The following is a 23530-nucleotide window of genomic DNA, read 5'->3' as shown; positions in this document are numbered from 1 at the left end:
AGTTGGTTCAATCATTCAAGTATGGCTGATTTATTCAATTGGTAAAAGGAAGGCCGTTGCATTACCCATCATGCCTTTATTTTCAACCAAAAGGGAAAAGGTTCTATGATGCCAGTATCTATATTGGCATAGGACGCGAAGCTGTAATGAATACAATTATTGGGAAAATCAGCTTGTTTTTATTGAGGAAGAGATCTACTCATTCATTTGAGTAGGTCTTTTTCTATGGGGCTGGGAACCGATCACTCTAATTTGGAATAAGTATGGGATTGGCTGCCTTGTGTTCCAATTTTGGGGTATCTTAATTTATGAGAGTTTTCAAATTTCTATTAACATAAAATATCTAAACTATTAGAATAGACTTAAAGGGTAATATTGAAGGTCGTATATGAGGATCGACAGTATTTGGACCGAATTGACATACAAGAACCTGCCACCGCTAGATAACACTGGACAACAAATTTGAATTCTTTGCTTCATACTATTGGGAGAAGTTTTTATTAAATGAAAGAGGTGAGCGAATTGACCTGGAATATTATTAGCTCTAGTAAAATAAAGGTAGACCGCTTTGAATGTTTAATTGATGAGGTCGAACTTCCAAATGGAGAGGAAAAGACTTTTTCCTATCTGAATTTTGCCAATGGAGTCTGTATCCTTCCGATTACGGAAAATCAGGAAGTCATCTGTTTAAAACAATACCGTCATGCCATCAATAGCTGGGAGTGGGAACTACCGGCCGGGATGATTGATCAAGAGGGCGCTTTACCACTTGAGGTGGCTAAAAAAGAGCTGGAGGAGGAAACTGGCTTTGTCGCTGAGCATTGGCTGGAATTAGGGAGCTTTTATCCTTCCCCCGGCTCAACAACAGAGGAAATTTTCTTATTCGCGGCCGCCAGCTTAACCCCAACCGAGCAAAAGTTAGAAAACAGCGAGCAAATAGAACTTCATTATATCAAGATGGAAGAATTGAAGGAACTGATGATCAACGGGGATTTCAAACATGGAGCGGGGCTTGCCGCTGTCTTAAGATATAAGTTTATGATGGATCGCGTTAAGGAATAAAGGTCGGAATATAGATTCTACTAGGCTTGAAGCGGAGAAAGAGACACTAAAAATGAGTCCGCGGGAATAATCGGAAACTTAGCGGGAATAATGCCCAAACCCGCGGAAAAAACCAAGAGACCCGCGGAATAAACAGATAAACCCGCGGAATCTAAAGACTCCGCGGGGACTACAATGAAGAAAAAAGATACTTCTCTCTTAAAATGGGAGGAGTTCTTTTTACATCAAATTTAAAGGGATGAGAACTGTCCCGTTTCCAACGATTTTTGCCCGATTTTTCTTTTCAGAGCAAGAAGTGTTTGTTAAGCGCTTTTTTCGTCTCCGAAAGTGGAGCCGAACTTCTCCACGATATCTGCACGCTTTTTCTGCATAATTCTTAGATAAACAGCCCCAATGATCACCCATGTGATGATAATATATGGTGCAAGGTTAAAAGGAAATTCAGGAGCCGGATAAATACTTGTGTATAGTGGAAGAGCTAATAGCAAGATTCCGATAATCGGGAAAAGCAAGTGCTTTGTTTTTGAAAACTCCTCCGGATAATTACGCTTGTAAAATATCGGAAGAGAAATAGTGACTAGCGAATAAACAATGATTAATCCCAGTGACATCATACCGCCGAGGAAATTCCAGACTCCCCATCCGCCTAACCAGATACCGACTGCGCCACCTAAGATCATGGAAAGAATGTAGTCAAATACGATTGCGTTCACAGGAACACCATTGTGGTTAGTATGACCGATAAAACGAGGTAGAATCCCTGCACGTCCCAAAGAGAACAAGTTACGTACGATAGAGGTTTGACCTGCAACTGCGTTAGCAAATACACTATTTAGTGCTGTTAAACTAATTAACCAAGCAAAATTGTTGCCCCAGAAATTACGAGCAATGGTATCGAAAGGAGAAGCATTATTTGCTAGTGCCTCCGCATCCCCGTTGAAAGCAATATCTGCAACATATGCACCTAGCACATATAGTAGACCAATCATGATGACAGAGATGGTGATTGCTCTTGGAATTGTCTTGTTGGCATTTATCGTTTCTTCACCTAAGTTAGCAGCTGCTTCAAATCCGGTGAAGGACAAGATTCCGAAAACCATTCCCAACCCAATCGACGAAAATCCGTGAGAAGCGCTTGACATCATGAATGGTTCAGCACTGTTATTACCATTAATAAGAACAGAAGCACAAAGAAGGAGAATAACGATTAGTTCTAATATTAGGAAGATCAAAGTGGTGTTGGTTGAGTGATTAACACCAAAATAAGAAAGTCCGCTGATGACTGCTCCTATGATGACAAAGAATACCACCCAAGAGATATGTACATCGAATTGGCGGCTTAAAAATTCTGACAGCATGACGCCAAATCCAGCGTAGGTAATGGGAGATATCATGGCGTAAGCGAATAGTAAAATCCAGCCTGACTTAAAGCCAGTCTTTGGACCAACACCTTTAGAGGTATAAGAAAAAGCAAAGCTTGCTCCATTTACCTTTTTTGAGAATTGAATGACACTATTGGCAATAAAAAGGACGGCAATCATTGAAATAACAAACGATAAAGGAAATGCTTTTCCAGCAGAATTGGCCGCCGGCACCATATTAAAGAAAATACTAACCGCTGGTCCCATAAATGCGGCGGATAAGGCTAATGCACCTAATAATGAAACACTATCTTTTTTTAAATGAGTTGATGGCTTTCTTTGACCCATATATATGCCTCCTTAGAGTAGTTTACGTGCTCTCTAGGTGTGACTTCATGTTGAAAGATACTTTTTTAACAGGGCTTACCATGCACCATAGTGGCTGCATGCCTCAGCAGCCCACTTGCTTCCCTGTTGCACATGGTCTTTTAGATTGTTAGCAGAATTTACTGCCGAATAAAGGAACCCGGATAGGAAGGCATCGCCTGCCCCAAGGGGGTCAACTACCTCAGAGGTGGAAATAACCGAGTTATAGGAGAAATACTCTTTGTCGTGATAGGCAATGCAGCCTTTTGATCCCCGTGTCGCCACCACATATTTTGGTCCGAAACTAGCAATCTCGTTAATCAAGTCATAAATCTGCTCCTCTGTTTGGACTGAACCGGCAGAAATAAATACATAGTCCAAATATGGCAGCAGCTCAGCCCAATACTTACGATCTTGATCGTGGTAAAAATGGCTGATATCACAGGAAAGGGGAATATGTAAATCCTTCAGTTGCTGGATTAGTTCCACCGCCTTACCTGTAAGGGATAGATGAATCAATGTAGCGTTTTTTCGCAAATACTCAAAAATAGTATCTGTCAGATAATAGGAGTTGCTGACCCCGTACTCCTCATACTTAATAACGTAATCACCATTTTCCAGCGCAATCTCCGTAAGACCTGTGCAACCATCCACCTGGGCTATATAATCTGTAAGAATCCCTTCGTCGCGAAGAGTAGAAATAATCGTATCTCCTCGTTCATCCTTTCCAACAGTTCCAATGTATAAAGCGTTTTGCCCATGTTTTACCAGGTTTGCAACTAGATTGACTACATTACCGCCTGTAAACTTCAAAGCAATTGGCGGCAAGTAATGGTCTATACAGTTATCGCCGATACCAACAATCATCATTTTCCCCCCCAAAAAAATCTTACTATGATAGCGCTATCATAGATAATTATTAATCTAAGCCTTTCTACCCCCTGTACAAGAATTTAAAATATTATGAGAGAATCTTACCAGTGGTAATATTAATTTGTCAAACATTTTTTTATTTTTAGAAATGTAAACGATTTCCATTGGAACCGGTTGTAACAAATTCTCGAAAGTAGTATGATAATAGTTATCTAAGAATTACCAATGGTAACTTACTAATATAAAAGGAATTGAACATTATATGGATAAGAATATGGATTTAGAGAAGGGCAGTTTATCACCGCCGCTATACCAGCAGTTGCAAGAAAAGATATTAAACCAATTTAAGGATCTCTCTCCGCTCACACCTATTCCTTCTGAACGGGAATTATGTGATTTGTTTGGCGTCAGCAGGCCAACTGTAAGAAGGGCATTAGAGGAACTTGAGCAGGCGGGTGAACTCGTTCGTCTTCCCGGCAAGGGGACATTTATTGCTGAAAAGAAAAAATATACTGACCATGAAATGCATTCATTTATCGGATTTCATGAGGATGCGAGCCGGCAAAATAAAAAGCCAACTTCCAGGGTACTTCAGCAAATTATTAAACCAGCACCTCCTGATGTTTCAGAAATGCTTGGGATTCCTGCTGACGCAGAAGTATTTTTATTAGAACGGTTGAGATTTGTCGACGAAGAACCAATTTGTTTAGTTAGCAGCTATATTCCATTAAATATTTGCCCTGAATTATTTCATGCGGATTTTTCCGATCTATCTTTGTATTCATTTCTTAATACATGCGGCATTACGATTCATAAGGCCAAGCGGTCAATTGAAGTGAAAAAGGCAAATATGAGGGAGTCTGTCTACCTAAACATTGAGAAGGACAGTCCCATTGTATTATTTCAGAGTCTTGGATTTACGGAGGACGGGGCTCCATTTGAATTTGTCAAATCCAGATACCCAGGATATAAGGCACGGTTTGAAAGTGAAGTCTACCGGCCTAATGAGATATAGGAACATGGCTGGATCGTTTTGATCCAGCTGTCTAATTACATTGAAAAGTTTCAGAAACTTCCCCTAGTTTAAAATTTTTGAAAAAAGTTATTGATTTTCTTTTCCCGGCCATGATATATTATGACCAGAGGTAACTTACCAATGGTAATAACCAATTTCTAATGGAGGCGAAGAATATGTTTAACTTTGATGTAGAAAGATTTTTAAAGATCCAAAATGGTGCAGTATCATTAAGAGATGGATTTGAAAAAGCCATTGATGAGGCTGTAGAAAAAGGAATCGATAACGTATTTTTCGTTGGTACAGGTGGCGCTGTTATTTTGATGGAGCCAGCTGAGTTTATTTTAAAAACCCACTCAACTCTGCCGGTATTTACAGAAATTTCATCAGAATTGATTTTGATGGATCATAACCATTTTAGCGAGAAGTCTTTAGTCATTCTGCCTTCCCTTTCCGGGACAACAAAGGAAACAGTAGAAGTAGCAAAATGGGCGAAGGAAAAAGGTGCAACCACCATCAGCCTTGTTGGCCATGCGGGGACTCCATTAGCAGAAATAACTGATTATACCTTTGTAAACTTTGCCGAAGATGATACATCGTGTGAGTCTTTTTACATCCAGTCATACTTATTGGCTTTCCGCTTAATGTACAAGCGTAATGAATTCCCTCAATACGAACAGTTTGCTGAGGAATTGAAAAACCTTCCTGAAGCATTATTAAAGGTAAAAGAAGCAACGGAAGAAAGAGCAAATGCCTTTGCATTAAAGCATCAAGACACACCTTACCACATTCTTTCCGGATCCGGAGTTGCTTGGCCACAGGTTCATTATTATGGAATGTGTATCTTAGAAGAAATGCAATGGATCAAAACACGCCCGGTTCACGCATCCCACTTCTTCCATGGTACATTAGAGCTAGTTGAGGAAGATACTAGTATTCTCGTATTTAAAGGAGAAGACAAAACACGTCCACTAACAGACAGAGTAGAGAATTTTGCGTATAATTTCTCTAAAGAAGTGACTGTGTTTGATACGAAAGATTATGAATTAGAAGGCATTTCACCAGAATTCCGCGGCTATGTATCACCAATTGTGTTTGCCACATTGCTTGAGCGTGTAAGCTGCTACTTAGAAAAATATAGAGAACACCCACTGACAACTAGAAGATATTACAAAAAGGTTCCATTTTAATAGATTAATCAGCTGAACTTGTTTGAGGATTTGGGCTCCAGGGTGCTCTGTTTAACAATTGACAGCATATTAATAAAAGAAGCAGTCAGCTTTAATCGCGACTGCTTCTTTTTCATATATATTTCGCTGACTAAAAGGACTTGGTACGCTTTTACCGGTTACGGTATATCTCGATACTGTAGGTGTAGTTATCATTTCTATAATGGTCAATCTCATAAAGCACCGGACGTCCAACTGAATCAAATATGGTCCTTTTCACCGTGAGAGTTAGATCATCTTTATTGATACCCAGGATTTCAGCATTTTCTTTGCTGGCTTTAGATGGTTCTATTATTTCTTCAGCCCGGTACAGCATGACGCCCGTTTTTTCAATTGTTGCATGTAGGGAAGAGTGAGCTAGCACATTGCTCGTAAATGATTCAGGGGCTTCTTTGACTAACCAATTCGGAATGAATGAAGTATGCATTCCAACTGGTTTTCCAGAAGCAAGCAGCCCCCTTTTAAGTAAAAATATCGTAGGGTCATTAAGATGAAGAATCGCTCTTGCCTCTTCTGATACGGCCTCAGGATTGATTTCAATAATTCGATAGCCGGCTTCCAGCCCTGCTGCTGCTGTTACTTCATTGAAACCAGAAAGCCTTGAGAGCCCCTTAATCTTGAAGGAATCCTTTATAAAAGTTCCTTTACCAGGGATTTTCTCTACCAGGCCATCCGTTTCTAAGTCTGCTAAAGCTTGGCGTATGGTGATCCGGCTGATTCCATAGATTTTCCCCAATTCTGCTTCTGATGGAATCCGGTCGCCTGCTTTTAATTCACCGCTGCGGATTTGTTCACGGAGCAGGCTGCCTAACTGCTGATAAAGCGGAATACTCGAGTTTGCGTTTATCATTTTATTTCTCCCTTACCCAAAATACTTCATTCATAAATTATACCATATCACCCTTTGACTGCGCCGTTTGTCATACCAGCTGCAATATAACGCTGTGCAAATATGAGCAGGACGGCAGCAGGAATAGATGCAAGTACGGCGGTTGCCATAACCTTATTCCAATCAGATGTGAACACGCCCATAAACGTATAAATCGAAACCGTTACAGGCTGCATGGCACTGTCTGTCATGATGGTCAAGGCAAATAAAAAGTCCCCCCAGGCAAACAAGAAAGAAAAAAGCCCAGCTGTAATGAGGGCAGACTTGGAAACCGGAAGGATGATACGGAAGAAAACTTTCCACTCACCTGCTCCATCTATACCCGCAGCTTCGATGATTTCTGCAGGAATTTTTGCCATAAAGGTCCGCAATACAAGAATATTAAACGGGATGGATAATGAACAGTCAGCCAAAATAATTCCTAGATAATTATTCGTCAGATTCAACTTATGAAAAATAACGTATAAGGCATTGGCTAAAATGACGCTAGGGACCATTTGGGTCATGAGTACACTAAACAGCATGGCCTTGGAAGAGCGAAACTTAAATTTTGCCAAGGCATATCCTGCAGGTGCAGAAATCAATAAAGATAAAATGACAGTTCCACATGCGATGATAATACTAGTCAGTATATTCGGCCCTTGCAAAGTCAATGCTTCCCTAAATGCATCGAGTGTTGGCGTTGTCGGGATAAATGATGGGGGGGAGGCAAATATTTGTTGATCTGTTTCCAATGCTGACTTCAATGTCCAATATAGTGGAAAAATCATGATGAACATCAGAATAATCCCACCGACTGTTAATAAAACCTTTTTTATTCGTTTCATTTTCATTCATTCCCCTCGCCTAATCATTTTCCTTCGTGCCATACCTCAAGTAAATCAATGAGAAGAGAAGCATAACAACCATCATGATGTTACCGACAGCAGCCCCTTGTCCGTAATTAGAATCTGTAAACGAAAGCGTGTACGAGAATGTCGAAAGGATTTGGGATGAATTTGCTGGTCCGCCTCCGGTTAAGCCTAAGACAAGGTCGAATACCTGCATGGTATAGATAAAGCCAAGCATTAGAACAATGCCAATTGTTGTGCGAAGACTAGGTAATGTGATTTTAAAAAATATTTGAAGTGGAGTAGCCCCATCAATTTTAGCAGCCTCATAGTAATCTTTTGGTATTTCCTGCAGACCGCTGTATAATAAAACAAAATTAAATGGGATCCCTGCCCAAATATTCACCATAATGATGGATATCAATGCCAGCCCCGGTGTAACCAGCCAGCCGACAGGCTCTTGAATGAGATGAAGTGATAGCAATATTTCATTCAATACACCATTTGTTTGACTTAATATCCAGCGGAACGCTGTTGCAGCGACGACCAGCGGCAGCAGCCATGGTAATAGAAGAAGGGTGCGAATCCATCCGCTTAACGGGAAACGGCGGTTGAAATAAAGCGCAAGTCCAAGTCCACAGGAAAATTGTACTAATATGGACCAAAATACAAATAGGGCAGTATTGCGGATCGTATTACCCATAACAGGATTACTCAAAACATCACTATAATTCTTGAACCCGATAAAAACTGCATTACCACGAACCATGGTTGATAATGAGTAGTTTTGAAAGCTGATTAGTAAATTGTAGGCAATTGGCAATACATAGACGAATGCTATGTAAATGATTGCTGGCAGAAGGAATGAAAAACGCAATATTTTACGTTTGTTAATTTTCCCTATCCCATGGGACATGTGAATGTTTCCTTTCATATGAGACATGTTTAATTCCTTATCGGAATAAGCCATAGTACCCCTTCCTTCATCCATAAAATCAGTACGAGGGCAGGAAAGCTTTTGCTATCCAGCCCTCCCTAATACCCTTTATTTAATTTGCTTAACCGTTTTCTGGGCTTCTTCCAACGCTTCTTTAGGAGTTTGCAGATTAGTCATAGCTGATTGAATGGCCGTCCAAAGTGCTTTTGATTTCTGTGGATAGGTTGGACCATAAGCAGATCGTGCACGTCCAGTTTTGATCAGGTCGGCATAGATCTGTAAATATGGCACGTCCTGCACAATTTGGTCGGTTGCTGAACTTAAGCCTGATAGCTGGCCCATATCTACATTTAGTTTTATCTGCTGGTCATGACCTTGGATCCAGTTTACAAAGGTCCATGAAGCATCCATTTTTTCCTTTGAACTTGACGGAATGGCCCACGCTTCTCCGCCAAGTGGTCCAATCACTGTCATCCCTTTTTCTTTTGTCGGCATTGGGACCTGCCCATATTCAAACCCTTTTGTATTATTCAGTGCAGGTGTTTCCCATGAGCCCCCAATCAGCATAGCAGCTTTGCCATCAATAAATTGCTGGACGGTGTCATCCTGCGACCAATTCAGTACTGACTTTGGAGCCACCCCTTCTTTTACAAGGCTTACCCAAAATTCAAGCGCCTCCACTGATTTTGGAGAGTCAAGACTATCAAAGTCGCCGCCGTTAGACCAAAGAATAGGCAGGAACTGCCAGGAACCTTCCTCGTTATTCATTGCCGAGAAGATAATCCCGTGAACCTTTTCGCTATTAAACTTTTTAGCAGCTGCCATTACTTCATCCCAAGTCGAAGGAGGTTCAATCCCTGCTTCTTCAAACATCTTTTTGTTGTAAATTAAAGATAAAGTATTAATGCCACTTGGAAGGGCGTAGACTTTGTCTTTATACAACCCTGTCGAGAGCGGGGCTTCTAAATATTTATCTGTTGGGACTTCTCCCAGATTATCGAATGGTTCAAGAGCCCCTGTTGCTGCTAATTTTGGGACGTCTGTATTATCCATCAATAAAATATCCGGTAAGGATTTAGTGGCTATCTGCTGTTCGATTTTCGGCATAAAAGAGGAATACGGTACATTGATTTGCTCAATTTTAATCTTTGGATGAGCCTTCATAAATTTATTAATTGATGAAGTAAGCAGGTCGGCTTGCCAGCCTGCGTAGTAGTTTACTAGTTTTAAAGTTACCACACCATCTTTATTCTCTTTCGTAGAAGTGCTGCTCGAGCACCCTGCCAACATCATCGCTAGAATCATTACAAGTAGAATAGGAATCGACAAAGCCCTTTTCAAATTTAACAACCTCCTGGTTATCATGAATTTTAATTCCATTCAACGTCTATTTCGGTCTCAGTTTATTGTAATTTTTGTTTTAGCGTATTCAATGCCTGAAGAAAGGCGGAGTCAGGGTCAGGCAAATAAGCAGGGTCAGCAAGTTCGACGGTAAGATAATTGGTATATCCGGTTTGGACTAATTCTTCCAGGTAGGAATCTAAGGGTAAATTCCCCAATCCCCAGGCTTTATGCCCGGATGGACTGCCATCAATCAAATGGATATGTTTCACATTGCCAAAGGCCTCGAAGTAATCTGTGATGGTATCCCCGGCAACGGCCATCGCCACCGTATCAATCATCCCGGTCATATGCGGGGAATCAATCTCTTCAAGCATTTTCTTGAGGAGTTTAAGGTTGGTAATGAGGTTGGTTTCAAAGGGTTGCAGCGGCTCAAGAAGTAGTGTTACTCCCAGCTTGCCGGCCTTCTCTGATAAAATCCCCAGTCCTTCACGGGAACGATTCCACGCCTCTTCCATAGGTCTTCCATAATCACCCCATCCCGAGTTTACTAGCATTAAATCAGTTCCCAATTCGGCTGTAATTTCAATATTCCGCAAAAAGTATTGAAGACTCTGCTTCCGAAGATCGTTATCGACTGCAGCAATATTAAATGGATACGTAATTTGTTCCGGTGTATAACATACAAGTTTCAGATTGCGCGACTCTATCGACCTTCGAATTGTCTTGATCTGCTCCGTGGTAGCAGTTTCGGAATATAAATGCGGAGACCCGCCATACAGCTCAACATTTTGAATGCCAAAGCGTACCATGGAGTCCAAAAAATAATCCAGAGAATACATTCGGTAATGAATATTCATACCTGCAAATTGAGAAAGTGAAATAGTCGACATAAAAAGCCTCCTCCTATTTTGAATATTTTAAAATTTCAAAAAAATAAATTGACGATTCCCCCTTTCAAATGTTATAACAGGTTATAACAAATTATAATTCCCGCAAAGATAGTTCGTCAAGAATTTTCTGAAAATTAAAATTAAGGGAGTGATAATAATTAGATTGCTTAGTCAAACAAAAATATCTTTTTGAATCAAACGCTTCTTTTTACTCTTTCTACATAGTTAGATCCTTCACCCAGACCTAGTTTTTTCCCAAGGGGGTACTTCCTCTATAAAAATATTACGCGGCCAGCGTCCGCTAAAGGAGAGAAAATTCATGATTGATATTCACACTCACCCGGTTCAGGTTGCCGACTTATATGATGGGGACCCAAACCTAACTCGAGCCGTACGCGATGTCTTTGGTTTCTATGTCTCGCCGCAGCCGCTGGAAACATTTATCCACCAATTGGACGAAGCAGGGATTGATCAAGCCGTGCTGCTGCCGGTCGATTGTACGACCACACACGGCTGCAAAGTTGTTTCTAATGAGCAAATAGTTGACTTAATAGAAAAAAGTAACCGCTTTATTGGCTTTGCATCAGTAGACCCCCGCCACCCTGATGCCCTTAAGGATCTTGAAAAGGCAGTAAAGGGTTATGGTCTTCGCGGTTTAAAATTAGATCCATCTCTGCAAGGATTTGACTTGCACGATGAGGAATATATTAATCCATTATTCCAATTATGTGAGGAGTTAGATATACCTGTCCTCCTCCATTGTGGGATGAGCTGGTCACCAATCGGCAGAGCCGAATTAGCCCGGCCAATCCTGTTGGAAAGAATCATCCATCGCTTTCCAAACCTGAAAATCATTATTGCTCATTTTGGCTGGCCTTGGGTGACAGAAGCATTAATGCTCGCCCTTAAATTTCGGAACGTCTATCTAGACACATCTATTTTGTTTAGCGGTACTCCGCCCGAATCCCTTCGTCATGTAGTCGAGAAGGAGATTGGCCTTGAAACATTTGATCGAAGCTTGCATCAACAAGTCCTATTCGGTTCCAACTATCCCCGTGTTGATCCAAAACGAGTAGTTGGGGCTGTTAAAGAACTTGGGTTCAGGAAAAGCCTTGAAAAGAAAATATTTCATGACAATGCAGTAAGACTATTGAAATTGGAGGGGTAAAAGGTATGAAGTCCATCCTTAAAACTATTGGTGTTCAAACTACGAAGGATACTGAATTTATTGATATTACAGATTTGGTAAGAACAACGGCTGAATCCTCCGGTATAGTATCGGGTGTCGTTTATGTTACAACAAAGCATACTACTACTGCGATTACGGTTAACGAAGGACTCGAGGATTTAGAGGATGATATCTCAGAAATGCTTTTCCGGCTTGTCCCAGCAGGACAGAATTATCGTCACGCACGTTTTCTTCACTCAGACGGGCAAATGGCGGTTAATGCTCCTTCCCACCTTAGAGGAGCCCTGCTGGGAATGCAGACTGCTTTTCCAATCGATAATGGAAAGATGGTAAGAGGCGGACGTCAAACAATCTATTTAGTGGAGCTGGATGGCCCCCTTTATCGAGAAATTATGATCCACATAATGGGTGAATAAATAGGAATAAGGGGGGATCCACGTGTCAAAGGTGCTATCAGGAAAGGACTTAAAGATCGCTGTTACCGGTAATCTAAACATTGACCTGATTATACGCGGGGTTAATGCTATCCCTGATTGGGGACACGAAAGGTCGGGGAAGAACTATACAGTAGTGGCATCAGGTCAGGCAGGTTATTTGGCACTAGCCTTGGGTTATCTGGGTCTGCCGCCTGTTGTAGTAGGAAACGTGGGCAATGATCAATTTGGCAGGCTGATTACGAGTGAATTGGAAGCAGCTGGAGTGGAACTTTCTTCGGTCAAAGTATCAAAAGGTGGGACGACCGGGATTACTGTTGGCTTTGTACGTGACGATGGGGAGCGGTCATTTATTTCGGATTTCTCTTGTTTGGGGGAATATGATGAAAAACTTGTAGAAAGGTATTGGTCTAGTCTCTCATCTTGTGGAGTCTTATGCCTTGTGGGACTATTTTGCCTTCCATCCTTTACCATGGATGGAGCGGTATCCATCTTCCAAAGGGCAAGAGATGAAGGTAAGTTGACCCTGCTTGATACCGGTTGGGACCCGAATAATTGGCAGCCTTCAACCATTGCTGGACTGCATAAGCTGTTGGGCGAGACCTCAATCTTTCTACCAAACTCTGATGAAGCCTTAGTTATATCGGGGGAAACCACGATTGAGGCGGCAGCCCAAACTCTAGTAAACTATGGTCCGAAGCTAGTTATTATCAAGTGTGGTGGAAGAGGTAGTTATGCACTGCATGAAGGGAGAGGGGTTTGGGTGCCTGCTTTTCCAACAGAGGTTTATGATACAGTGGGCGCAGGAGATGTCTTTAATGGCGGATTTCTCTATGGTTTTACAAAGGGCTGGGATATTGAAAAGTGCATGGCCTTTGGAAATGCTGCATCCTCTCTCTATATATCTAGGGAAGGCGGCAGGCGGTATCCACTAAATGAGGAAGTTTTTTCATTGGTAAAAAGTATAACAGTCTAAATCTCTAAAAAGAAAAAGCCGTCACCTAGTGATCGCTTTTTCTTTTTGTGGAAAAGGCCTGAGAAAACAATTGATTTCTAATTACCTGTCATGATATTTTATTACCATAGGTAATTTACCACAGGTAACTAAGGTGGAAAGCCCTTACGAAAAAAATAAATGGATTAGGGGACGACTTTCTATGATAAAAAAAATTGCAGTTTTAACAAGCGGCGGCGATTCTCCAGGAATGAATGCGGCCATTCGGGCAGTAGTGAGAAAAGGAATTTATGAGGGTTTAGAGGTTTACGGTGTAAAAAGGGGCTTCCTGGGGCTCGTTGAAGGAGACATGAAGAAATTTGAATTGGGCGATGTCGGCGATTATTTGCAGCGGGGAGGTACATTACTATATTCTGCGCGCTTCCCGGAATTTTCAGAGGAAGAGAATCAATTAAGAGCCATTTACCAGTTAGAGAAATTAGGAATTGAAGCGCTGGTCGTTATTGGTGGGGACGGCTCCTATCGTGGTGCTGAGGCCCTTACAAAAAGAGGGTTTCCTGCTATCGGGCTGCCTGGAACAATTGACAACGATATTCCTGGGACAGACTTTACCATTGGTTTTGATACGGCAATCAATACCATTCTTGATTGCCTTGACAAACTGCGGGATACCGCATCAAGCCATGAACGGACATTTATTGTAGAGGTCATGGGGAGAAATGCCGGAGACGTTGCCTTATGGACAGGGTTGGCAGGCGGGGCAGAAGCCATTCTGATTCCGGAAGAACCTTATGACATCAAGGAAATTGCTGATCGCTTGAATAAGGGAAGGGAACGTGGAAAAAAGCATAGTATCATTATTGTCGCAGAGGGAACTGGTTCTGCGTACGACGTTTCGGAGCAATTAAACCAACTAGACGATTTTCATTCTCGCGTCTCAGTCCTTGGCCATATTCAACGAGGGGGTAAGCCTACCGCACGGGATCGCACACTTGCCAGCATATTGGGCGCTAGGGCAGTAGAGTTACTGATTGAAGGAAAAAGCGGCCTGGCAGTCGGAATTGTTGATAATAAAATAACCGAAAATGGAATTATTGAAGTCCTAAAACAACCACGCAAACTTGATCGGAACTTAATTGAGCTTGCAAAGCAGTTATCCATTTAGTGAGGAAGCACCAGGAGTGACAGGAACGGCGTGTAAAATCGTCATCATGGACTCTTAGTGTCAAAGAAAGCATATATAGTGTCAAAACAACCTTGTGGAAACTAAGTGTAATTCCTGCTTAGGCAAGTAATCATGCAAGGTTTTAAAGAAAAATTGGGCGTGCCACTAAGTTGGCACGCCTTTTGCATTATAAAAGGGCAGGAATCGAAGGAGGATGATCATTTTGAAAGAAACGATGATGACCTATGTACAGGAGGAACACGAAGTATGCCAGGAAATATTAACGAACTATAAGGAAAAACTTTTTCCCTTCAAGGAATTGATGGAGGCTAATAATCCCAAAACCTGGCTGGTGCTTGCCACAGGATCCAGTGCCAATGCCATGCAGAGTGCTAAGTATTACATGGAAAAGGCAGCGGGGATTACCATCGAAATACAAGAGCCGTTCAACTTTACTCATTATGGGAAATTAAAGCCGAGTATTGATTTTATCCTTGCTGTTTCCCAATCTGGGCACAGTCATTCCACTATTGAAGCTATCAAAAAGGTCAGGGCTGAGGGACGGGTTCCAACAGCTGTCTTGACCGCAAACCTGGATAGCCCGATTACAGCGTATGGAGATTCGGCTATCGAGATTGGCTGCGGGGTTGAAAAGGTCGGCTTTGTAACCAAAGGATTTACTGCGACGGTCTTAACCTCGATGTTAATGGGCATAACCGCAGGAATAGCATTAGAGGAATTAACCGAGGCAGCGGCTGCAAAGGAAATCGAAGAGTTTGCTAGGGTAATAGAATTTATTCCGTCTGTTATTGAAAAAACGGAGAGTTTTTATCTGCAGCACGCCGAGGAACTGAATGCTATTCCACGCTTCTCCATCCTCGGCTATGGCCCGACAGTCGGTACAGCAAAAGAGGGTGAAACAAAATTTACCGAAACCATCCGTGTCCCATCGCAAGGATTTGAATTGGAAGCCTTTATGCACGGTCCCTTTTTAGAAGTGAACGAGTCGTATGGATTCATTTTTCTTCATACAAAAAGCCATCTGGCAGTCCGGTCAGGGAAATTAAAACAATATTTCCTGCCATATACGGAGCATTGCTTTACCATTTCATCCGAAGAAGAAGATTCCGATTCGAAAACCTTGTCCTTAGGGCTGGGACTAAGTGAATTAATGAGCCCATTGCTCTTGGCCATTCCGCTCCAAATTTTATCTTACAGAATTAGTGGAGGCCGGGGCATTGACCTTGGGGTTCCCGTATTTGCAGACTTCGATAAAGTTTTAGGCAGCAAGGTTTAACGTACAGCATCACCTTTAGTGTCAAAGAGGGATTAATTAGTGTCAATCCCAGTAGAAAGACAAAAGAGGCAGACCGCAGAGAATCAGGGTTTTTAAGCGGATAAAAATGAAAGCACTATCTTGGCACACTTCTTGCATCTATAAAAGATAGAAATACCAAATAAAAAAATGTCAGGAAAGGAGGAAAGGGGATGCGGCACTTTTTGCTGGCCAGTCATGGGTCCTTCGCTGATGGGATCAAGGGTTCATTAACCCTCATTATGGGAGAACAATCCAATGTCTCGACACTTTGTGCATATGTAGATAAAAATTTTGACTTGAAAAAGGCTGTTAAGGAGGTCATAGCATCCTTACCAGCAAATGAAGAATTAATCGTAATTACTGATATTTTTGGTGGAAGCGTAAACAATGAATTTATGAAACACCTTTCTGATGAACGTATTCATCTGGTGTCAGGTTTGAATTTACCATTATTGATTGAATTGGTAAGCAGCTATAACCAAGACCTGGATACTAAAACATGGTTGAAAGATGCACTTGTCAAGGGCTGTTCTTCTATCCAGTACTGTAATGAACTCATTATGTTAGCGCAATCATTAGAAGAGGAAAATTTTTAGAGGCAGGGATTGGAAATGATTAAATTATTACGAGTGGACCATCGATTATTACACGGGCAAGTTGCTTTTTCTTGGACCAATACCCTTGGCGCAGATTGCATTCTTATTGCCAATGATGATGTGGTAAACGATGAAATTCATAAAACGACCTTAAAGTTAGCAAAACCTCACGGTGTCAGACTCGTGATCAAAAATATCCAAGACTCCATTGATTCCATTCTTAGCGGGGTCACGGATAAATATAAATTGTTTATCGTGGTTGGCTCGATTGAAGATGGATATAAATTGGCAACGGCAGTGGAGGACATTACCTCGATTAACTTAGGCGGAGTAAAGGCAAAGGAGGGAACCAGGGCGATTTCGCAGACCATCAATATTTTACCGTATGAAGAAGAGTTGTTGCACAAATTGATAGATGCAAATGTAGAAGTAGAAATTCGGCAAGTGCCAACTGACAAGAAAATAAATGCAAAAAATGTTCTCAATGGTATAAAAAAATAGAACTGGGAGAGGAAAACTATGTTACTACAATCCATCCTCATCGCACTTGTAACAATGCTGGTAGTATTTGAATGGTGTTTGGGAACAAATCTATTATCACGCCCGATTGTAGCCGGGGTTTTAGTTGGTTTGGTAATGGGTGATCTTAAGACCGGTATTATTATGGGTGCTACGCTTGAGCTAGCATTTATCGGGGCGTTTACCATCGGAGCGGCTCGTCCGCCTGATACAGTGTCTGGAGGTATCTTGGGAACAGCGTTCGCCATTGCCACCGGCAAAGGACCAGATGTGGCTTTAGCCCTTGCCTTCCCGATTGCGGCCTTATTCTTGATTCTTGATAATTTGCTTACCATTTTTGTATTGCCGATGTTTGCCCGTAAAGCTGACCGGTACGCTGAGGAAGGCGATTTAAAGGGAATCGCCCGCATGCATATTATCGGAGGGATCGTGATTAAGAGTATCCCGAGGGGAATTCTGGTCGGTATCGCTTTCTATCTGGGCAGCCCGGCAATGGAATCACTTTTAAACCATATTCCAACCTTTGTGCAAACCGGCATCACCATTGCAACAGGAATCTTGCCGGCATTAGGATTTGGATTGTTGCTGCAAATGATTTTGAAAAAAGAGTTTGTGGTATACCTTCTGCTTGGATTTGCACTCTTTGCCTATTTACAAGTTCCTGTATTAGGAATTGCGATTTTCGCCGGTATTCTCGCTTACATTCTTGTCTCGATTGACAATAAATTTAGAGGAGCACATTTTAAGGAGGTTGCGGCAGATGACGAAGATTTCTGAAGAGCTTGAATCGAAGCTGACAAAAAAGGATTTACGCAGTGTTTTTTGGCGCTCGCTGGCAATGGAATGGTCATGGAATTTTGAGCGTCAGCAGCATATGGGCTTTGCCTTTTCCATGCTTCCGGTGATCAATAAGCTCTATAAGAAGAAAGAAGACCGTGCAGCAGCAGCAAAAAGACATCTGGAATTCTTTAATACCACTCCTTATCTTGCCACTCTCATTCTGGGGATTACAGCCTCGATGGAAGAAAAGAACGCCAATAACAAGGATTTTGACGCTACTTCCATCAGTAATATTAAAACAGCGTTAATGGGACCAATTGCAGGGATCGGCGATTCGTTTTTCTGGGGAACCTTAAGGGTTTTAGCCACCGGTGTGGGGACAGCCTTGGCCCTTAAAGGCAGTATCTTGGGACCGCTGTTATTTGTTTTATTATTCAATATTCCGCATTATATCATTCGATATCTTTGTACATTCGGCGGATATAAGTTTGGTACGAAATTATTACAAAATATTGAGAAGTCCGGTCTCATGTCCAACCTTACCTATGCTGCCTCCATTCTTGGTTTGATGGTGATTGGCGGGATGACGGCCAGTATGGTTACGCTGCATGTAGGGGGGAAGATAGGAAAGGGCGATGATGCCCAAAAGGTACAGCAAATTATTGATAATATCGTACCAGGAATGTTATCGCTCCTAGCGGTTGTAATCGTTTATTGGCTGTTGAAAAAAGGTGTGAAGGTGACTTATATCTTAACGGGCATTTTTGTTCTTGGCATTATCGGTGCTTGGGCTGGATTCCTTGTATAAAGTTTAGAAATATCTAGGAGGCGTAATCATGCTTAAATTTGATGAAAAAGAAATGTTGGAACGGGGAAGCCTTGTTTATGGGCTGAAGGCTGAAATTGAGAAAATAGCTGATGAAATTTCTAATGAAGGCTATGAAAATATCTTTTTTACGGCATCAGGCGGTTCAGTGGCGTTAATGCAGCCGTTTGAATATATGATTGAAACGATTTCCAATATTCCTGTTTACATGCGGATTTCGGCAGAGCTAATTTTAACTGGACATAAGCAACTTAATGAAAAGTCAATCGCGATTTTATTTTCCAAGTCCGGTGATACTCCAGAAACTATTGAGGCAGTAAAATATTTGAATGCAAGAGGGGTAAGAACAATCGGGATCGTGGGAAGCCCGAATACGCCATTAGCTGAGTTGGCGACCTACCCTATTGTCTATCATACTGATGGTAGGCCGCAGGAAATGATGCTATATATATTGGTAGCACGTCTGCTAAGGAATCATGGCGATTTTCCTGACTATGACCAATTTGTCGAGGAGCTGGGATTACTGCCAAATGCCTTGAATCAGGTACGGAAGCAGGCCGATGAAAAAGCATTAGCATATGCTGAGAAATATCAGAATGAACCTTATCAAATCTGGGTTGGCTCCGGAAATATGTGGGGCATTACCTATTCTTATTCGATGTGTGTACTGGAAGAATCCCAGTGGCTTAGAACCAAATCGGTCAGTTCCCCGGAATTTTTCCACGGCACGCTGGAACTCGTCGAAAAGGATGTCTGTGTAACCCTTTTAAAAACAGAAGGGGATACACGTCCGCTTGATGAGCGTGTCGAGAGATTTGCTGTCCAAGTTACCGATAAATTCAATGTCTTTGACACTAAGGACTATGAGCTTCCGGGAATCAGCGAGGAATTCCGTGCCTTCTTTGCCCCTCCTGTTATGTGGGCTGTGCTAGGACGAGTCAGTGTACACCTTGAACACCTTCGGAATCACCCGCTGGAAACACGTCGTTATTACAGAGTTCTTCAATACTAAAATGTTTATGGGACATCAAGTCTATTTGATGTCCCTTTTTAAAAATGACTCTGTTAAAGAACTCCCTAGCGCCGGGAGGCTCTCCGGGATGCACCGGATAGCAACAAACAAGTTTAATAGAGCTTTAAATAGAAAGGGTGTAGAATCAATGTCCATAAAAGTAATTGGATATGGTGATAATGTAGTAGATCGATATGTTAATCAAAAAATTATGTATCCAGGCGGCAATGCCCTTAACTTTGCCGTTAATGCGTCAAAGAACGGAGTCGATTCCGCTTATCTAGGCGAATTTGGCCATGATGAGGAAGGCCGATATATCCAATCGACATTAGAGAAAATTGGACTTGACCTATCCTTCTGCACTATGCCGGAAGATGCAAGAACAGAAAAGGCAAATGTTGCGTTAGAAGATGGCGACAGAACCTTCATCTCTTCGGAGCGGGGAACAAGAAGGCCTATCCATTTAAACGAGAGCGTCCTTCGCTACTTAGCCCATTTTGCCCTTATTCATTCCGGGTGTCATGCAGCAACGGAGCCCCAGCTGCCAAAGCTCGCCGGTCTTCCCATTCTTCGGTCATTTGACTTTTCGGATCCCGCCAAGTATCGGACCGATGAATATCTAAAACTAGTTGCCCCACACATCGATTTTGCTGTATTTTCTTGCTCTGGTGATCCGGAAACGGAAATAAACCGGCTGGTTGAAAGATGCACGGAACAGGGAGTATCATATATTTTAGTAACGCGTGGCAGCGAGTCGCCTTATTTTTATGCTAATAATCGGAAATATGAAGGACATGTGCAGTATTTAAGTCAAGTTAAGGATACAATGGGGGCAGGGGATGCCTATTGCACAGCCTTTATGATCAGCCTTTTACAAACGGGGTGGAACAGAGAATCGGTTCCTGGAGAAGCCCAAATCAGCGAAGCCTTTCGTACGGCAGCGGAATATTCAGCTGGAATTTGCCTGCTTGATGGTTCTTTTGGATTCGGCATTCATTATTAAGCAGGGCATATAGGTAATCTAGAAATTTGGCAACAATAGAAGCAGGTGATGAAATGTTAAAGGATGAATTGCTGGCTTATTTGTCAGAAAAAACAGCTCTTTTCCATTCTGAGCTGGATCCATCTGAGTATACGGCGGCCGAAATGTCTTCTCGATTTGATGTAAAGCGAAATACCATCAGTCATTATTTGAATCAGATGGTAGAAGAAGGAGCCGTCATCAAAATTAATACACGGCCTGTTTATTTCCTGCATCGGGCTGCATTTGAAGAAAAATACTTCACCGTATCCGAAACAATTTTTAATAGTTTCGAGCACCTTTTTTCTTTGTCGCCTAAGGGCAGGAATGATGAGGATATTTTTTCAAAATTAATTGGTTCGGAGTTCAGCCTGAAGCAGGCGATTACCCAAATTAAGACCTCAGTCTTTTATCCATCCAATGGGCTGCCCATCTTGATTGGTGGTCCGACAGGGGTTGGCAAGAGTTTTTTGGCAAGATTGATCCATCAATATAGTATAGAGAGCGGGATTCTGCCTGCTGATGCTCCTTTTGTCGATTTTAACTGTGCCCAGTACTTTAATAATCCTGAATTGCTTTCCAGCAATTTGTTCGGTTATGTGAAAGGGGCGTTTACGGGTGCGGAGAGAACGAAGGCAGGTGTGCTTGATGCAGCCGATGGCGGCATCCTCTTCCTAGATGAGGTACACCGTTTAGACAAAGAGGGGCAGGAGAAATTATTTACCTTTATGGATCAGGGGCTTTTCAGGCGAATGGGTGAAAGTGATGGCTGGCATCAGGCGAATGTCCGATTGATTTTTGCTACAACGGAAAATCTGAACCAGTATTTTCTTGAAACCTTTTTGCGGAGGATTCCGATTGTTGTCACGCTGCCGGGTCTTAATGAACGGGATGTTCGGGAGAAGCAGCAATTTATCTATCAGTTTTTATTAAATGAAAGCAAGCTTCTGGACAAAAATATTAAAATATCGAAGCGGGTTATTGATCTTTTGCAGGATTATCCGTTTACCGGTAACGTTGGCGAATTGCAAAACACGATTAAATATATCTGCGCCACCGCCTATATGAAGAAACGCAATCAAGATGTGGTTTTGATTAATTTAAAGGACCTGCCGGAAAAAATTTTAAAGGTGGCGGCCGCACTTACCGAAACGAGAATCAAGCAAAATCAGGACATCGAAATAAGGCCGGACATGAAGCTCATGCAGCTTTTTAAAAAAGATAAGCTGTTAATCGAACTGATTAGTTCCACCTATCGGCAGATTTATGGGCAGTTTGAAAAATTGAAGCTGAATAAACTGGCACACACACTATTTGAAGACTCTGTTTATCAGGAAATAAACGTCTTATTGGACAAGCTGATTTTTAACCGCAGCCAAAATGATAATGTCACCATGCAGTTTACGACAGCAAGCGTCCAGGATATTTTTCGCTATATCGAAAACAATTACCATGTGAAATTTAATGGAAACAGTATTTTTGCCATTTCCTACTTTTTATTTTATAAAGATGATGATGAATGGGCAGCGAATGAACATTATCACAATCTTCGCCATGAACTGCACCAATATGTGTTAACGCATTATCAGGAAGAATACCAATTATCCAAGCGGTTGGTCACCTTAATTGAAAGTAAAATGGATATCCATTTAACAATAGACGATGAAATTTTCCTTACTTTTTACCTGAAAAGTCTGAGGATTGATACCAGCCAGAGTCACGCGAGAGGGCTGATTTTGGCACATGGCTACGCCACGGCCAGCAGTATTTCCAATGTGGTCAATAGGATGTTGGGAATGAATATTTTTGAAGCCTTTGATATGCCGATTGACATTGATGTGAAAGAGATTTCCGAAAAAGTTATCCATTATATTGAAAATAATGATGTCTCAAAAGGCTTGGTCATTCTCGTGGATATGGGGTCCTTAACAGACATCTACTCCCATGTTAAACATCTAGTGAATTGCCCGGTTATTATCATTAATAATGTGACGACACAGATGGCCTTGCATTCAGGGGAAATGTTGATGAAAAATTTATATTTGGAAGAGGTTATGGACAATTTAAGGTCCAGGCATCAAACAGAATATCGGATAATTTATCCTGAAAAAATAAAACAGAAAGCCATTGTCATTACCTGCATGACCGGGGTTGGAACAGCAGTACAAATCCAGAAGTTGATTGAAGATAGCGTTCCTGAAGAATTGGGAATCAAAATCATTGTCCATGATTTTGAACGACTAAAAAGTAAAGAAACGATAGAGTCGTTGCACCAGCTCTATGATGTTTTAACGATTATTGGCACACATAATCCCGATGTAGAGGGGATTTCATACATTTCCTTAGAGGAATTAATTTCCGGCAAAGGCGAGGATAAATTGGAGCGGGTATTCAGGAAGGTAGTTGATCCCATCACCATCCAATTGATTAACAATAACATTGTCAGGAACTTTTCACTAAAACGAGTGATAGAGTCCCTGACCATTCTCGATTCAGATAAGGTTATTGGTCATATTGAGAAATTCATTCTCCAATTGGAACTTTTGATGAACAAGCGCCTGACTAATGATAAAAAGCTGGCCTTGCTGGTCCATTTAAGCTGTTTGGTTGAGCGCTTAATTCGCCAGGCACCGATTGAAACCTATCCAGACCTCGAAGAGTTCGAGGAAAACCAGCGGGCAACAATTGAAGTGATCAAAGGTGCGGCAAAGATAATAGAAGATATTTATAATGTGAAATTGAATTTAGCGGAAATTGGCTATATCTATAATATCTTGATTGCTGAAAGTGTCGAAGTAGATGAATTTTAAGTGGGGGTCAGACCCCCAGCCGTTTACCTCGGTAAAGTATTGGTTTCACTTTATTTCTGCTATAAGCAAATTTTGCCAGATTTCGCTAGGCATGAAGCGAAGAATGAGA

Annotated in this window: 22 protein-coding genes; 15 read left to right on the top strand and 7 right to left on the bottom strand. The window is 41.7% G+C overall.

The genetic code is table 11. The annotated features are described in order from the left end of the window. Nucleotides 1-513 precede the first annotated feature (513 nt). The gene (locus tag AC4E8C_RS21870) at nt 514-1062 is read left to right on the top strand and encodes an NUDIX domain-containing protein (protein ID WP_490212627.1); all 549 of its coding nucleotides are present in this window, start codon (nt 514-516) and stop codon (nt 1060-1062) included. Nucleotides 1063-1364: 302 nt separating this feature from the next. Here AC4E8C_RS21870 and AC4E8C_RS21865 read toward each other — a convergent pair whose 3' ends face one another. Continuing rightward, nucleotides 1365-2771 carry an APC family permease gene (locus AC4E8C_RS21865; protein ID WP_490208739.1) on the bottom strand — a complete coding sequence of 469 codons (1407 nt, stop codon included), beginning with the start codon at nt 2769-2771 and terminating at the stop codon, nt 1365-1367. A 75-nt stretch (nt 2772-2846) separates the two neighbouring features. After that, entirely contained in the window at nt 2847-3659 is an 813-nt protein-coding gene (locus AC4E8C_RS21860; protein ID WP_490208738.1) for a PfkB family carbohydrate kinase, read from the bottom strand. A gap of 265 nt (nt 3660-3924) precedes the next feature. Between AC4E8C_RS21860 and AC4E8C_RS21855 the strand changes: the two genes are divergently transcribed. After that, complete coding sequence (locus AC4E8C_RS21855) at nt 3925-4677, top strand: GntR family transcriptional regulator (RefSeq protein ID WP_490208737.1); 753 nt, start codon at nt 3925-3927, stop codon at nt 4675-4677. Between the two features lie 176 nt (nt 4678-4853). Beyond that, nucleotides 4854-5867 (top strand): SIS domain-containing protein, encoded by a 1014-nt coding sequence (locus AC4E8C_RS21850; protein WP_490208736.1) that lies wholly within the window; start codon nt 4854-4856, stop codon nt 5865-5867. Nucleotides 5868-6018: 151 nt separating this feature from the next. On the opposite strand, the gene AC4E8C_RS21845 is transcribed toward AC4E8C_RS21850, so the two are convergent. The 5 genes from AC4E8C_RS21845 to AC4E8C_RS21825 form a co-directional block, all read right to left on the bottom strand. Further along, entirely contained in the window at nt 6019-6756 is a 738-nt protein-coding gene (locus tag AC4E8C_RS21845; protein ID WP_490208735.1) for a GntR family transcriptional regulator, read from the bottom strand. A 47-nt stretch (nt 6757-6803) separates the two neighbouring features. Next, nucleotides 6804-7622 (bottom strand): carbohydrate ABC transporter permease, encoded by an 819-nt coding sequence (locus tag AC4E8C_RS21840; RefSeq protein ID WP_490208734.1) that lies wholly within the window; start codon nt 7620-7622, stop codon nt 6804-6806. 19 nt (nt 7623-7641) lie between these two features. After that, complete coding sequence (locus AC4E8C_RS21835; RefSeq protein ID WP_490208733.1) at nt 7642-8595, bottom strand: carbohydrate ABC transporter permease; 954 nt, start codon at nt 8593-8595, stop codon at nt 7642-7644. A 75-nt stretch (nt 8596-8670) separates the two neighbouring features. Then, the gene (locus AC4E8C_RS21830) at nt 8671-9903 is read right to left on the bottom strand and encodes an ABC transporter substrate-binding protein (protein WP_490208732.1); all 1233 of its coding nucleotides are present in this window, start codon (nt 9901-9903) and stop codon (nt 8671-8673) included. 62 nt (nt 9904-9965) lie between these two features. Then, a complete protein-coding gene (locus AC4E8C_RS21825; RefSeq protein ID WP_490208731.1) occupies nt 9966-10796 on the bottom strand; it encodes a sugar phosphate isomerase/epimerase family protein in 831 nt (276 codons plus the stop codon). A gap of 319 nt (nt 10797-11115) precedes the next feature. Between AC4E8C_RS21825 and AC4E8C_RS21820 the strand changes: the two genes are divergently transcribed. From AC4E8C_RS21820 to AC4E8C_RS21765, 12 genes are all read left to right on the top strand, one after another. Next, the gene (locus tag AC4E8C_RS21820) at nt 11116-11964 is read left to right on the top strand and encodes an amidohydrolase family protein (RefSeq protein WP_490208730.1); all 849 of its coding nucleotides are present in this window, start codon (nt 11116-11118) and stop codon (nt 11962-11964) included. Between the two features lie 5 nt (nt 11965-11969). Then, on the top strand, nt 11970-12401 hold the full coding sequence (locus tag AC4E8C_RS21815; RefSeq protein ID WP_490208729.1) for a secondary thiamine-phosphate synthase enzyme YjbQ: 432 nt from the start codon (nt 11970-11972) through the stop codon (nt 12399-12401). A 22-nt stretch (nt 12402-12423) separates the two neighbouring features. Then, on the top strand, nt 12424-13395 hold the full coding sequence (locus AC4E8C_RS21810) for a carbohydrate kinase family protein (protein WP_490208728.1): 972 nt from the start codon (nt 12424-12426) through the stop codon (nt 13393-13395). 184 nt (nt 13396-13579) lie between these two features. Then, nucleotides 13580-14539, top strand: coding sequence for a 6-phosphofructokinase (gene pfkA, locus AC4E8C_RS21805; RefSeq protein WP_490212626.1), 960 nt, complete (start codon nt 13580-13582; stop codon nt 14537-14539). 223 nt (nt 14540-14762) lie between these two features. Then, the gene (locus tag AC4E8C_RS21800; protein ID WP_490208727.1) at nt 14763-15836 is read left to right on the top strand and encodes an SIS domain-containing protein; all 1074 of its coding nucleotides are present in this window, start codon (nt 14763-14765) and stop codon (nt 15834-15836) included. Nucleotides 15837-16027: 191 nt separating this feature from the next. Next, nucleotides 16028-16453 carry a PTS sugar transporter subunit IIA gene (locus AC4E8C_RS21795; RefSeq protein WP_490208726.1) on the top strand — a complete coding sequence of 142 codons (426 nt, stop codon included), beginning with the start codon at nt 16028-16030 and terminating at the stop codon, nt 16451-16453. A 15-nt stretch (nt 16454-16468) separates the two neighbouring features. After that, nucleotides 16469-16954, top strand: coding sequence for a PTS sugar transporter subunit IIB (locus AC4E8C_RS21790; protein ID WP_490208725.1), 486 nt, complete (start codon nt 16469-16471; stop codon nt 16952-16954). Nucleotides 16955-16972: 18 nt separating this feature from the next. Beyond that, nucleotides 16973-17749, top strand: a complete 777-nt coding sequence (locus AC4E8C_RS21785; RefSeq protein ID WP_490208724.1) for a PTS mannose/fructose/sorbose/N-acetylgalactosamine transporter subunit IIC — start codon at nt 16973-16975, stop codon at nt 17747-17749. Further along, nucleotides 17733-18560, top strand: coding sequence for a PTS system mannose/fructose/sorbose family transporter subunit IID (locus AC4E8C_RS21780; RefSeq protein ID WP_490208723.1), 828 nt, complete (start codon nt 17733-17735; stop codon nt 18558-18560). The genes AC4E8C_RS21785 and AC4E8C_RS21780 overlap by 17 nt, the downstream gene beginning before the upstream one ends. 28 nt (nt 18561-18588) lie before the next feature. Then, nucleotides 18589-19590, top strand: coding sequence for an SIS domain-containing protein (locus tag AC4E8C_RS21775; protein WP_490208722.1), 1002 nt, complete (start codon nt 18589-18591; stop codon nt 19588-19590). Between the two features lie 148 nt (nt 19591-19738). Then, the gene (locus AC4E8C_RS21770) at nt 19739-20593 is read left to right on the top strand and encodes a PfkB family carbohydrate kinase (RefSeq protein ID WP_490208721.1); all 855 of its coding nucleotides are present in this window, start codon (nt 19739-19741) and stop codon (nt 20591-20593) included. 26 nt (nt 20594-20619) lie between these two features. Then, nucleotides 20620-23421: a sigma-54-dependent transcriptional regulator gene (locus AC4E8C_RS21765; RefSeq protein WP_490208720.1), complete on the top strand. Its 2802-nt coding sequence runs from the start codon at nt 20620-20622 to the stop codon at nt 23419-23421. Nucleotides 23422-23530: the final 109 nt, after the last annotated feature.

The organism is Neobacillus sp. SRL179, from assembly GCF_984799095.1.
Note: the sequence above shows the minus strand (reverse complement) of the source record. Positions and strands in the feature narration are given on the sequence as shown.

Bases quoted from the DNA above. Each gene is read 5' to 3' on its own strand.
- AC4E8C_RS21770 (WP_490208721.1), top strand. From the start codon at position 19,739: ATGTCCATAAAAGTAATTGGATATGGTGATAATGTAGTAGATCGATAT.
- AC4E8C_RS21835 (WP_490208733.1), bottom strand. From the start codon at position 8,595: ATGGCTTATTCCGATAAGGAATTAAACATGTCTCATATGAAAGGAAAC.
- AC4E8C_RS21790 (WP_490208725.1), top strand. From the start codon at position 16,469: ATGATTAAATTATTACGAGTGGACCATCGATTATTACACGGGCAAGTT.
- AC4E8C_RS21845 (WP_490208735.1), bottom strand. From the start codon at position 6,756: ATGATAAACGCAAACTCGAGTATTCCGCTTTATCAGCAGTTAGGCAGC.
- AC4E8C_RS21795 (WP_490208726.1), top strand. From the start codon at position 16,028: ATGCGGCACTTTTTGCTGGCCAGTCATGGGTCCTTCGCTGATGGGATC.
- AC4E8C_RS21850 (WP_490208736.1), top strand. From the start codon at position 4,854: ATGTTTAACTTTGATGTAGAAAGATTTTTAAAGATCCAAAATGGTGCA.
- AC4E8C_RS21775 (WP_490208722.1), top strand. From the start codon at position 18,589: ATGCTTAAATTTGATGAAAAAGAAATGTTGGAACGGGGAAGCCTTGTT.
- AC4E8C_RS21840 (WP_490208734.1), bottom strand. From the start codon at position 7,622: ATGAAACGAATAAAAAAGGTTTTATTAACAGTCGGTGGGATTATTCTG.
- AC4E8C_RS21855 (WP_490208737.1), top strand. From the start codon at position 3,925: ATGGATAAGAATATGGATTTAGAGAAGGGCAGTTTATCACCGCCGCTA.
- AC4E8C_RS21785 (WP_490208724.1), top strand. From the start codon at position 16,973: ATGTTACTACAATCCATCCTCATCGCACTTGTAACAATGCTGGTAGTA.
- AC4E8C_RS21865 (WP_490208739.1), bottom strand. From the start codon at position 2,771: ATGGGTCAAAGAAAGCCATCAACTCATTTAAAAAAAGATAGTGTTTCA.
- AC4E8C_RS21780 (WP_490208723.1), top strand. From the start codon at position 17,733: ATGACGAAGATTTCTGAAGAGCTTGAATCGAAGCTGACAAAAAAGGAT.
- AC4E8C_RS21820 (WP_490208730.1), top strand. From the start codon at position 11,116: ATGATTGATATTCACACTCACCCGGTTCAGGTTGCCGACTTATATGAT.
- AC4E8C_RS21860 (WP_490208738.1), bottom strand. From the start codon at position 3,659: ATGATGATTGTTGGTATCGGCGATAACTGTATAGACCATTACTTGCCG.
- AC4E8C_RS21825 (WP_490208731.1), bottom strand. From the start codon at position 10,796: ATGTCGACTATTTCACTTTCTCAATTTGCAGGTATGAATATTCATTAC.
- AC4E8C_RS21815 (WP_490208729.1), top strand. From the start codon at position 11,970: ATGAAGTCCATCCTTAAAACTATTGGTGTTCAAACTACGAAGGATACT.